This is a genomic window from Rathayibacter tritici, assembly GCF_001641005.1.
Taxonomy (GTDB): Bacteria; Actinomycetota; Actinomycetes; order Actinomycetales; family Microbacteriaceae; genus Rathayibacter; species Rathayibacter tritici.
Map to the genome: position 1 here is coordinate 2,169,013 of NZ_CP015515.1, position 12,399 is coordinate 2,181,411.

Below are 12,399 nucleotides of genomic sequence, written 5' to 3' on the forward strand. Positions count from 1 at the left end.
AGGCGCATCAATAGACATAAAATACGAGCCACAATCGTCTATCGCGTCCGCGAATCGATTTTTTCCAGCATCAGTCAGGGCAAAAGATGCCATGAATCAATCTCCTTCGCACTATACTTGCTATCAGGAATGAAGGTCTGATTGGTTCCCCCGGGATACAGCTCCCCAGTCAAGCTACGCTGCCGCGCTACTCGCCCAACATAGCTGGGCAGACCGGGAGAAAGCTCCGCCGAGAAACCCGCATTGACCACAGTAGAATCGCCAGTCCGCCACACCGGAGGAAGCGCTTTCTCGGAACGCACTCGACTGATACTCCAAGGGGCATCCGTAGACCACCAGTCGCCCGTGTGATACCCGTCGATGTCCCCCGCCCGGAACATGACAGTCGGCTCCGTCGTATACCTTGATCGGTAAATCCATTTGTCGAAACACTTCATGTCATCGAGAGACAACCACGGCGGCATCTTCGCCGTAATCCCGGCGGTGGCGCCGCCGATCAGGGCGTTCTCAGCGCTTGCCATCACCAGACCATCGAGTGTGTGCGGGCCCGGTTCCAGAAGGTACGTGCCGGCACCGTTCACCGCGCCCTCAGACGCGCCACCAGCAGCAGCACCGGCAGTCCGCACCGCGATCCCCGATCCCAGCTTCGCGAATGCCGCGCCGACGCCTGCACCCGCGGCCCCGGAGACGGCCCCCACCGCCGCGTCAATCCCGACCCGCCCCCAATCCACCGACCCCGTTCCCGCCTTCTGCGTCGCCACCGACACACCACCCGACACAAGAGCCCCAGCACCCGCCATCAGAGCAAGACCAACAGGACCACCCACCCCCGTACACATCAACGCAATCCCGGCGAGCACCGCAACACCCGCAAGGAGGTACTCCTTGTTCTCCCACGCCCACCGATTCGCATCCACGACGAACCGGCCGACATCGGCGAACGCACCATTGTTCCCATCCCGATACGCACGCAACTCTGCATCGGTCACCGGCCGCAGACCCAACGGATCAAGCGCATGCAACGGATCGTTACCCGCGTATGAATACGGATTACCCGACCAACCCGAACCGACGACCGGCTCCAGCGGATCAGTCGACAAGAAGCCGCGCGTCGCCGGGTCGTACACCCGATGGCCCAACCACTCCAGGCCCGCCACCGCGACTCCACCGCCGGCAGCGAGCGAGAGCTCGGACGGCAGTGTGGAGTCCTCGGTGGCTGGGAGGTCCCACGGATTCGTCGGCAGCGTCGGGCGCTGCGCCCTCCACCCGGCACTCACCCAGCGCTCACCGATGCCCGTGACACCGCCGGGAGTCGCCAGAACGGGAAGGGGCCCGACCGAGTGCAGGGACGGAACGGCATCGGCGCTGTCCCACCGCAGCTCCGTGGAACCCACTCGGGCCAGTTCACCGAGCGCATCGACGTGGAGAGACACCACAGACGTGGAGCCATCCGCCCGCCGGTCCTCGATGGATTCCAGCCGCCCGGAACGCGACCAGGCGAAGCTGCGTGCAGAGCCGTCCGAGCCGAGTGCGCCCGTGCGTCGGCCGAGCCCGTCGTACTGGTATTCGGTTACCGTCCCGTCGGCGTCCGTCATCGTTCGCAGCTGACCGGCGATGTCGTACGAACGGCTGCTCATCCTCCCCGCCGTGCTTTCTGCGATCGGCCGGCCGCAGGCGTCGTACGCCCAGGAGGAGACGACGTCTCCGCTCGCCTCCACAAGCTGGCACGCCTGGTCGTAGCGGTACTCCACCGTCCCGTCGCCGCTGCGCACCCTGGAGAGTCGTCCTTCGCCGTCGCGATCGAGAGCGGTGACGCGCCCACCCTCGACGTGCTCAACGAGGAAGCCGTCGCGGTACTGCCACGTCTGTCGGCCACCACCGGCGGACGACGACGCGATCCGCCCGGCGGCGTCGTACGAGAACTCGGCTCGACCGACCAGCGGGTGCTCGATCGCAGTGATCCTGCCCGCGAGATCCCTTTCATAGCGCGTCGCAGCACCCTCGGGCCCGATCGTGGCAGAGCGGGTACCGTCGGCGTTGTACTCCCAGGCGAGTCCGTCACCGTCCCGTCGCCGGTGAAGGAGTCGGCCGGCGCGGTCCCATTCCAGCGTGTGCACGACCGGCTCGCTCGCTGTGTGGTCCGTGATCGTCAATCGACGATGGTGTGGATCACGGTCGATCTCGCAGTGCAGCACTCCGTCGATGTGACCACTCTTCTCGCGGCCGAAGGCGTCGAAGCGCCAGTCCCACCGGTGCCCGTCCGGGGTCTCCTGCCACGCCCATCGACCAGCGGCGTCGTAGCCGCCGGTCGTCCTGCGGCCCAGCGGATCGACGGTCGCGACCTCGCGATCGGCCGCGTCGTACTCGCGCCGAGTCACTCCACCGGCCGGATCGACGATCGTCACCAGGCGACCCCGCTGGTCGTAGTCGTACCGCGTCACTCCCCCGACACCGTTGACTGCCTCGACCAGCTGACCGGCGGCGTCGTAGCGGAACCGGCGCACACCGTACCGCGAATCGCGTGTCCCGATGAGCCGACCGGCAGCGTCGTAGCGATACCGCGAAGTCCCCTCGCCGGGAACCCGGCGAAGGACGACCCGCCCGATCGCGTCGTACTCCACCGTGGTGACGCCGCCTGCAGGGTCGACTCGACGAACCATCCGGCCGTCGGCGTCGTACTCCAGGCGCGTCCGGCCTCCTACCGGGTCCACGATCCCGGAGAGACGCCCACAGACGTCGTACTCGAGGCTCGTGCTCGCGCCCGTCGGCGACACCTGTTCGACGACCCGGCCAGCCGCGTCGCGGTGGAGCGCGGTTGATCCGCCCTCCGCATCGACGAGCTCGACCGGCCGTCCGCAGCGGTCGTAGCTGGTCCTCGACTCCGAATTATCGGGTCCCTCCTCGGCGATCGGGCGGCCGAGCGGGTCGAATCGGACGCGCGAGTGAGTGGGTCCGTCACCGAGAGCGATGCACGTCGCCTGTATGACGAACGAGCGCCGAACCCCGGTCGGGTCGATCGTCGCGGTCAGCGCACCGGTAGCGTCGTATTCGCGCCGCCAGACACCGCCGGCCGGATCGGTCGTCGCCACAAGCCTTGTCACCGCGTCGTAGGCGAACCGCCAGGCGGCACCGTCCGGGAGGATCGCGGCAGCGACGTTCCCGAGATCGTCGAACTCTCGGCTGATGGAGCGGCCGAGCGGATCGATCGTCCGCGTCGTCTCGCCGTGCTCGCCGTACGTCAGCTCAGTACGCCCGCCGAGGGGGTCCACGGTTGCGACGAGGCGACCGACGGTATCCCGCTCGTACTGCCACGTCGATCCGCCGGCGTCGCGGCGGGAGATCAGCTGACCAGCGGGGTCGTACCGGAAGGATGTCCGTGCTCCGGAGGGTGAGACGGCGGCCGTCACTCGGCCGGTCTCGTCCCGTTCGAGACGCGCGGTACGTCCGTCGGCGTTGGTCGTCGCGACCAGGTCGCCGTACTCGTCGTGGGTCATCCGCAGCATCACACCGACGGGATCGACGACCTGGGTCAGCAGCCCGTCGCTCCACGTCAGTGCCGTGCGCCCGCCCTCCGGATCCACGATCAGGACAGGCTCGCGTGCCTCGTCGCTCCCGTACTCGTAGGAGGTGACGCTGTCGCCCGTCGAGACCGCGACCACCCGGTCACGGTCGTCATAGCTCAGCCGCACGTCCGCTCCGGAAGGAGTGCGCGTGCGGACACGGCGACCACGCTCGTCGTAGGCGTGGGCCGTGACGGCGCCGTCGCGCTCGACGACCGACAGGAGGTTCCCGTGAGCGTCGTAGCTCATCGACTGCCGACGGCCCTCGGAGTCGAGGACACCGACGAGGCGGCCTGCCGCGTCGGCGACCCAGGTGTTCGAGCGCGAGCCGTCCAGATCGGAAACGACGCTCGCGCGCCCGGAGAGGTAGGCGTAGCGGGTCGCTCGGCCGAACGGCGAGCGCTGGCTGCGCACCCGTCGTCGGGAGTCGTACTCGTTGACGACCTCCACGACTCCGCTCGCTGCGGTCACCGACTCGATCAGGCCCGCGTCGTTCCAGGAGTACCGTCGAATCCCCGCCGCTAGCGAGACCGACGCGAGCCGGTCCTCGTCGTAGCGGTACTCGGCGCGGCGACCGTCGGACGCGAGTGCGGCGACGACCAGATCGCCGCTCCACTCGAGGTCGATGCAGCGGCCGCGCGCGTGACGCAACCGGACCAGTCGTTCGTCGACGTACTCCGCCGTGATCCCCGTTCCCGGACCAGAATCGTGTGCGCGCCATCGCCCGGATGCGGAGAACTCGACGGTCGTCCCACGGGAGTCCGACACGACCAGCAGCCCGTCGCGGGCCTCGAGCCAGCAGTTCTCGCCGACCGCCCGAGCCCACCCTGCGCCCTCGCGGGGGAAGATGACCTCGCGACCATCGGGCATGACCCAGACGGCGCCCTCGTCCCCGAGACGGAGCCGCTGCTCCACAATCGAGGACCAGCCACGACCGAACGCGCCGATGCGCTCGTCAAGCGAGTTGTAGCTGCGCTCCAGCAGAAGCGTCGCGCAGCCACCGTCGAAGGTGAGATCGCGCTCGACCTCGAGGAAGTTCCCGGTGGCCGTGTTGACCGGGTCATCGGAGTACCCCGTGCTCGGCGGTGCACCGAAGGCCTGCGCCGGCGTGATCGTGAGGTCCCGTCGATCAGCGGGGATGCCGGCGGAGGCTAGCGCAACGGCCAGTGCGCTGTCGGCGACGTTCGAGACGACGCCTTCGCCACCCGCAGCAGCGAACGCATCGGCGACGGTACGCGCCCAGGCCGCGTCCTGGCGGTTCGCGGCCAGCCACTGCTCGGCACCACTCACCACACCGTCTGCCGAGAGTGCGCCCCAGCGGCACCGCTCGGCGAAGTCTGCGAGGCGTCCTCGCAGCACGGCGGTAGCGGTACCCAGCTCGTCGTCGAGGGCCGATGCCGACGTCGCGAAGGTGCGTAGGTCGTCGGGACGAGCGGCCGAGGTTCCGCCGCCGGTGCCACCGCCGCTGAGCGCCGGGACCTCCCGTGCGCCCGTGCTCGCCGATTCGACCGGGATCCGCGGCTCGTCCGCCGCCGGTCCCACGGGCGGATCGTCCGAGCCGAACAGCGCGTCCCCGGCACGTTCGAGGAGGTTGCGCGCGTCCTGTTCACGCTGCCACTCGCGCGCGATCTGTCGCCGCTTCTGCTCCTTGTGCGCCTCGCGCCGTAGTTGGCGCGCTCCCGAGGACACCTCCCGCAGGCGCTGCGCCAGCTCCTGCACGTCGGATGCCGCCACCCGCGCGTTGCTCTCGAACACCTGCGCAAACCGGCCGCGGAACTCCGCGAGCGCCGTCGTCACGAGCGATGAGCGCGAGCCCGCCTGTCCCACGAGCATCGACGCAGCCGCATCGAACGCTGAGATCAGCGCCTCCGCCGCCCCGTCGTCGAACGGGACGTCTTCCTCGATCGCACCCAGATGCATCTGTACCGCCGCCTCTCTAGAGAATGAAGGTCAGGAGACGTCCCGCCCCTGCGCACCGGAGCGCGTGGGGGCGGGACGACCGGTCAGCTCCCGCCGCCGGCGGCGAAGATGTTCTGCGAAATCGTCGCCAGCTGGCTGCGCAGCTCTTCGAGCTCCTGCTTGGCCTTCTCGAGGGCCGACTTCGTCTCCGGCCAGGTGGAGGACCGGAACTGCGACGCCAGCGGGCCGTCCCAGACGTTCGGGTCGGACAGCGTCCGTCCCTGCGCATCGAGCTGGCTGATCTGATCGGTCAGACCGCCGTTGACGATCGACTGGATCTGCTGGATCGCCGACTTCGCCTCTTCGGTCGAGAGAACACGTGACATGGACCACACCCTTCTTCCACTGCGAACGGGACCGTCCCGCCCGCTCCCCACTCCACCTCAGTGTTGTGAGGATACCTCGTCATCGTAGAAGGTTGCGAGTGGTGACGTGTGCTGGCGGCGTCCGTTCAGCCCCTCTGGCGCAAGATGCTGCCTCAATCGCGGGTCGTGATCGCGAAGGGGCTGCTCGCGAGGTCCGAGAAGGCGCCCACGCGGGCTCGCAGCTCGCAGGACGGGGTCACCGACAGGGCGGTCACGGTGAGCCCATCGGAGGACACGGCGACCGCGCCCCCGCAGCCGTCGCTGAAGCGCACCCCGCCCACTCCCCCGGCGATCGCGTCGAGCATGCTGCTCGCCGGCCCCGACGACGGGGTGACGAGCAGCGGATTCACGGGGTCCGCTCCACTGGGCCAGACCGGCACCAGCGTCACCGGCAGCGGCGTCTGGCTCACCGTCCGCGCGGGCGTCTGGATCCGCACATCCCGCAGGCGCTGCACCGGGTACGCCGTTCCGGCCACCGCGGAATCGGACACGGCCTGCATCGTGGCGGACGCGGCCTCGGAGAGCCACGCGTCGAGGGCGCTCTGCTCGGCCACGGCGAGCGGCACGACCGCCGTCACCTCGACACTCCCCTGCGCCGGGACCTCCACATCCGTCAGGCTCCAGCCGCAGCGCGTTCCGACCCCGGTGACGCTCGGCTGATTGCGGACGGCTGTCGCCCCGGACCAGGTGACGGCGGGGCAGCCGTCCGCAGCATCGAGGCCCGGCAGCACCTCCAGGAGAGGACCGGAGAGAGGCGCGCTCTGCGCCGAGTAGGTGATCTCGACGACCACGGACCGCCTCGTCGCGTCCCAGGCGGCGGACCGCGTCACCCCGAGACCCGTGGGCAGCGGCCGGTCCTGCTGCCGAGCCGACAGTGCGGCGTCCGAAGCAGGTGCGTGCGCGTCGTCACCGCGCGGTTGGACGGCGATGACCACCGCGGCGACGAGCAGGACGACGGCTCCGGCGGCCGCGAGGATCATCCGAAGACCGCCACGCCGCCGCGCGGGAGCCGCGACCGTCGGCCGTTCCGACGCGCGCAGCTCCCGACGCGGCACGGAACGGAGCATCGTCGCCTGCGACGACGGACCGAGCTCGGGCGCCGGTCCCTCGTCGATCGGCTCCGGCTGCGTCGCCACCGCGACCCCGCGCAGGACCGTGCCCGGCCGGTCCGCCTCCTCGAACACCGGCACGCCCGACGCGAGCGGCAGCGCAGGCAGCCCGGCCAGCTCCGGGACGAGAGCGCGGAGGATCCCCGCCGCCTCCGGAGCCGTCGGCCGGGACAGCGGATCCTTCGCGAGCATCCGGTCGAGCAGCGACGCGAGCCGGGGCGGCAGGTCCAGCGGGGGCGGGAGCGTCGAGACGTGTCGGTACGCGACCGCGAAATCGGTGCCGAGGCCCGCGAAGGGAGTGCGGCCGCAGAGCAGCTCGTAGAGCAGCACGCCGGTCGAGTAGACGTCGCTCGGCGGTCCAGCCTCGCCGGTCGCGAGCATCTCGGGCGAGAGGTACTCGGGCGTCCCGATGATGCCCGTCGTCGCTCTCGGCCCCTCGGCGACGACATGGGCGATGCCGAAGTCGGACACGCGGACGGCGGAGCCGAGATCGGCCGACCCCTCGGCCAGCAGCACGTTGTCGGGCTTCACGTCGCGATGGACCGTGCCGATCGCGTGAGCCGCCGCGAGCCCGTCCAGAATCGAGGCGACCACCGGCAGAGCGCGCGCCGCGGGAAGCGGCCCCTCGAGCCGCAGCAGCTCCCGCAACGAGCCGCCGCCGACGAGCTCCATCACGATCGCGAGCGTCTCGCCCTCGACCACCAGATCGCGGACCTCCACGACGTTCGGGTGCCGCAGCCGGGTGAGCACCGACCGCTCCCGCACGAACCGCTCGACCAGCCCCGCATCGTGGGCGTGCTCTCGGCGGAGCAGCTTCGCCGCGAGGTCGGGGCCCTGAGCGTCACCGACCCGCCACACCTCGCCCGCTGCGCCCGACCCGATCCGCTCGAGCAGCCGGTAGCGGGCACCCAGGGCTACGCCGGGACTCACCGTCATACCGTCCCCCGATCCGAGCTTCCATCATCTTCGACTGGAAGCGTAGCGGGGATGTTCCGCTCGGGTCAGCGCTGGCGCGTCGGACGACCGCGGATCAGAAGCCCTCGCTGGCGCGCGGCAGGTAGTCGGCGCCCAACGCCGCCAGCTCGTCCGCGCTCAGCTCCAGCTCGAGGGACGCAACAGCGTCGTCGAGGTGCCGGAGCCTGGTGGCGCCCACGATCGGCGCGGTGACCGCCTCCTGCTGCCGCACCCAGGCCAGCGCCACTTGCGCTCGGGAGACGCCGCGCTCCTCGGCGATGCGTGCCACGGTCGCGACAGTCCGGCGATCGGCCTCCTCCTGCTGGCGGTAGAGGGTGCCGCCGAAGACGTCGCTCTCGGTACGCGCCGTCGTCGCGTCCCAGTCGCGGGTCAGGCGGCCGCGGGCGAGCGGCGACCACGGGATCACGCCCACCCCCTGATCGAGGCAGAACGGGTGCAGCTCGCGCTCGTCCTCGCGCTGGATCAGGTTGTACTGATCCTGCATCGAGACGAACCGCGTCCAGCCGCCGAGATCCGCGGTGTACTGCGCCTTGGCGAACTGCCAGGCCCACATGCTCGACGCTCCGATATAGCGCACCTTGCCCGAGCGGACAACGTCGTGGAGCGTCTGCATCGTCTCCTCGATCGGCGTCTCCGGGTCCCAGCGGTGGATCTGGTAGAGGTCGATGTACTCGGTGCCGAGCCGACGCAGGCTGTCGTCGATCGCGCTGAGGATGTGACGCCGGGAGAGCCCGCCGCCGTTGGGGCCGGGGCGCATCCGCCCGTGCACCTTGGTCGCGATCACGACCTCCTCGCGGACGGCGAAGTCGGCGAGGGCCCGGCCAACGAACTCCTCGCTCGTGCCGTCGGAGTAGACATCCGCCGTGTCGAAGGTGGTGATGCCCCGTTCGAGTGCCCGCTGGAGGAACGGTCGCGACTCCTCCTCGCCCATGCTCCAGCCGTGCGCGCCGCGATCGGGCGCACCGAAGCTCATGCAGCCGAGAACGATCGAGGAGACCTGCAGGCCGCTGGAGCCGAGTCGGATGGAGTCCATGCGTGTCGCTTCCGTGTCGATGGCGGGTCACTCCAAGCCTCGCACCCGCGAGCGGCGGCGCGCCAGCCGCTCCCCCTAGGCGCCGGAATCGCGGCGGGTGAGGGCGACGACGCTCGGGAGGAACAGCGCGACGACAGCCACCACGGCCGGCGCCAGGAGAGCCCAGCCGATATCGGGGACCGCGTACTGGCCCTGGAATGCTCCGAGTGCGACGGCCATCAGCACCAGCTGCATCGTCAGGGCGGAGGCGCGCATCCAGCCGCGGCGGCGGACGGCGCCGAGCGTCGTCGCTGCGGCCCAGCCGACCGCGATCAGCGCGAGGACGACGATGGCGATCCCACCTCCCAGCGTGTCGGGCCTGGTCGTCAGCAGCTCCAGGATCAACCAGATCGCGACCGCGGCGACGGCGAGCGTCTCCAGAGCCAAGACTGCGATCAGCACGAGCAGACCAAGCGGTCTCAAGCCGCCCGAGCGGGGCTCGCGGGACCCGTTCGCGTCAGCGATCACAGCCACATCCCATCCAGGACTCTTGATTCGGGCTCATACCCGTGACAGGCTAGTCCAGTTCGTTTCACCGCTCACAGGGTCGTGGGTTTCCGCCGATGTGAACATCCGATCCCGCCGCGCCGTCAGGCGTGGGGGCGAACCGGATGATCAGCACTGGAGTCGGGTGGCCGGCGCAGTGCTCTCGCATCGCACCGAGTGCACCGGCAAGAACCGAGCGTCGTCTCGACCACCACCCGATTCACCCTGCGCTCGCGCGGGGCCTCGCGGCGTGCACCGGTGACGGCGCGACGATCGAGTACTGGTCGTGATCGTCGGCGTGAATCGATCATCCCACCCGAACACTGCGTGGTTCCTCTACGCACGCCTTCACACAAGGAGCATCCGCATGGACTGGCGCGACAAGGCCGCTTGCCTCACCGCAGACCCCGAGCTTTTCTTCCCCGTCGGTAACACCGGCCCGGCCGTCGACCAGATCGAGAAGGCGAAGTCGGTGTGCGGTCGTTGCACCGTCACCGAGGTCTGCCTCCAATACGCCCTCGAGACCGGTCAGGACTCGGGTGTGTGGGGCGGCCTCAGCGAGGACGAGCGCCGCGCCCTCAAGCGCCGCGCCGCCCGCGCCCGCCGCGCCTCCTAGACGCGCACCGGCCGCTCCCGGCCGGACGACCACGACCCCCGTCGCCTCACGGCAGCGGGGGTCTCGTCGTTTCCCGCTCAGGAGCGAGCGCGCTCCAGCCAGCGCAGCGGCACCTCGATAGTGACCTCGGTGCCGCGCCCGACCAGCGTGTGCCAGTCGATGGTGCCGCCGAGCTCGCCCTGGATCAGCGTGCGCACGATCTGCGTGCCCAGTCCCGAGCCGACCTTGCCCTCGGGCAGCCCGACGCCGGTGTCGCGAACCTTCACGGTCAGCTCGTCGTCGCTGCGCGAGGCCACGATCTCCACGTCGCCCTCGCGACCGGCCAGGCCGTGCTCGACGGCGTTGGTGACCAGCTCGGTCAGGGCGAGTGCCAGCGGAGTCGCGTACTCGCTGGGCAGGTTGCCGAAGCTACCCGTGAGCTTGGGGTGCACCGTGGTGTTGTGGGTCGAGGCGACCTCGGCGATCAGCAGCAGCACCCGGTCGAAGACGGCGTCGAAGTCGACGTTCTGGTTCAGTCCCTCCGAGAGAGTGTCGTGCACGACCGCAATGGCGGCGACACGCCGCATCGCCTGGGTGAGCGCCTCCCGGGCCAGATCGGAGTGGGTGCGCCGTGCCTGAATCCGCAGCAGCGACGCGACGGTCTGCAGATTGTTCTTGACGCGGTGATGGATCTCCCGAATCGTCGCGTCCTTCGTGATGAGCTCCCGCTCCTGGTGGCGCAGCTCGGTGACATCGCGGCAGAGCACGACGGCGCCGACCCGCTCGCCGCGGTCCCGGATGGGGATCGCGCGCAGCGAGACCGTCACTCCGCGGGCCTCGATGTCGGTGCGCCACGGAGCCCGCCCGGTGACGACCAGCGGCAGGGACTCGTCGATAACGACCTTGCCCGCGATCAGCGTCGTGGTGACCTCGGCGAGCGACTCCCCCTCGAGCTCGTCGGCGAACCCGATGCGATTGAACGCTGAGAGGGCGTTGGGGCTCGCAAACGTGGTGATGCCGTCGACGTCCAGGCGGATCAGCCCGTCGGACGCTCGCGGGGCGCCGCGCCGCGGACCGGTCGGCGCCCCGAGGTCGGGGAAGTCCCCGGAGGCGATCATCGAGAAGAGATCGTTCGCGCAGTCGTTGAACGTCAACTCCTGACGGCTCGGAGTGCGCGTCTCGCTGAGGTTGGTGTGGCGCGTGACGACGGCGATCGGCTGGTCGGTGGTGCCGCTGTCGGAGGAGCTGAGCCGGCGCAGGACGGGGACGGCGCGCACCCGTGTGGGCGTCTCCTCGAACCAGTCCGGGGCGGAGGTGTCCACAATGCGCGCCGTCTCGAAGGCCTCGACGACCTGGGCGCGCCACTCCGACTTGATCCGCTGGCCGACGAAGTCGCGGTAGAACAGGGTCGCTGCGCTGGAGGGACGGGCGTGCGCGACCGCGACGAAGCTGTCCTCGGCGGTAGGAACCCAGAGCACGATGTCGGCGAAGGCCAGGTCGGCGAGCAGCTGCAGGTCGCCGACCAGCAGGTGCAGCCACTCGACATCCGCTTCGTCGGATCGGCCGTGGGAGAGGACGAGGTCACTGAGGGTCGACACCGGTCAAGCCTAGGGTGCGCTCGGTGCGCCGGCGCCGCGGGAGCACCGCACTGTCACCTGATGCGCCGGGTTATCCACAGTCTCGCCGGTAATACGCTATGAGCTTCCCTCGACTGCTTCGATGAGGGCGTCCCTGCGCGCTACACCCAGTGCGCTCCGCCCAATCGAGCCGAGAGGTGACCCGGACCCGTGAACAGCTCGTCCTGCCCCTGGAGATCGCCGCATGAGCCATCCCCTCCACGCCTTCGACTACCGCACCCTGCCCGTCGAGCCCCAGCCGAAGGACGAGCCGCCGAGCACCGCAGAGTTCTTCGCCCCGCAGCCGGCGACCCGGGCGCAACTGCCCGATCCGGCTCCTGTGCTCGCGCGCCTCACCCTCCTGGTCGTCGAGATCCTCGAGGGCTCACGCGAGATCGACCAGATCGCCCGCTGGTTGAGCGACGAGGTCTACCACCATCTGCAGAAGCGCGTCGTGCTCTCCGCTCGTTCGCGAGCCCTGGGCAAGCAGACGGGGCAGCGGGTCCCGTTCACGGTCGGCCGGGTGGTGATCACGGAGCCGCGGGACGGCGTCGTCGAGGGGGTGGTCCTGGTGCACAATCGCGCCCGCACACGGGCCGTCGCGATTCGACTCGAGGGCACGGATGCGCGCTGGCGGGCGACCGCGATCAACGTTCTCTGAC

8 protein-coding genes are annotated in these 12,399 nt (G+C 69.8%); 2 read left to right on the plus strand and 6 right to left on the minus strand.

Going from position 1 to position 12,399, the window contains the following annotated elements; translation table 11 throughout:
* Nucleotides 1–74: 74 nt before the first annotated feature.
* The 5 genes from A6122_RS09845 to A6122_RS09865 form a co-directional block, all read right to left on the minus strand.
* Nucleotides 75–5,480: a DUF6531 domain-containing protein gene (locus A6122_RS09845; protein ID WP_068254353.1), complete on the minus strand. Its 5,406-nt coding sequence runs from the start codon at nt 5,478–5,480 to the stop codon at nt 75–77.
* An 83-nt stretch (nt 5,481–5,563) separates the two neighbouring features.
* Nucleotides 5,564–5,845: a pyrophosphorylase gene (locus A6122_RS09850; RefSeq protein ID WP_068212091.1), complete on the minus strand. Its 282-nt coding sequence runs from the start codon at nt 5,843–5,845 to the stop codon at nt 5,564–5,566.
* 152 nt (nt 5,846–5,997) lie between these two features.
* Nucleotides 5,998–7,923, minus strand: a complete 1,926-nt coding sequence (locus A6122_RS09855) for a serine/threonine-protein kinase (protein WP_237358159.1) — start codon at nt 7,921–7,923, stop codon at nt 5,998–6,000.
* Nucleotides 7,924–8,023: 100 nt separating this feature from the next.
* The gene (locus A6122_RS09860) at nt 8,024–9,001 is read right to left on the minus strand and encodes an aldo/keto reductase (protein WP_068254358.1); all 978 of its coding nucleotides are present in this window, start codon (nt 8,999–9,001) and stop codon (nt 8,024–8,026) included.
* 75 nt (nt 9,002–9,076) lie between these two features.
* Nucleotides 9,077–9,442, minus strand: a complete 366-nt coding sequence (locus A6122_RS09865) for a hypothetical protein (RefSeq protein ID WP_237358160.1) — start codon at nt 9,440–9,442, stop codon at nt 9,077–9,079.
* Between the two features lie 451 nt (nt 9,443–9,893).
* On the opposite strand from A6122_RS09865, the gene A6122_RS09870 reads away from it, so the two are divergent.
* Nucleotides 9,894–10,142: a WhiB family transcriptional regulator gene (locus A6122_RS09870; RefSeq protein WP_068254363.1), complete on the plus strand. Its 249-nt coding sequence runs from the start codon at nt 9,894–9,896 to the stop codon at nt 10,140–10,142.
* A 77-nt stretch (nt 10,143–10,219) separates the two neighbouring features.
* Here A6122_RS09870 and A6122_RS09875 read toward each other — a convergent pair whose 3' ends face one another.
* The gene (locus tag A6122_RS09875) at nt 10,220–11,719 is read right to left on the minus strand and encodes a sensor histidine kinase (protein ID WP_068254365.1); all 1,500 of its coding nucleotides are present in this window, start codon (nt 11,717–11,719) and stop codon (nt 10,220–10,222) included.
* 223 nt (nt 11,720–11,942) lie between these two features.
* Here A6122_RS09875 and A6122_RS09880 point away from each other — a divergent pair, with 223 nt between their 5' ends.
* Entirely contained in the window at nt 11,943–12,398 is a 456-nt protein-coding gene (locus tag A6122_RS09880; protein ID WP_219817263.1) for an Rv3235 family protein, read from the plus strand.
* Nucleotide 12,399: the final 1 nt, after the last annotated feature.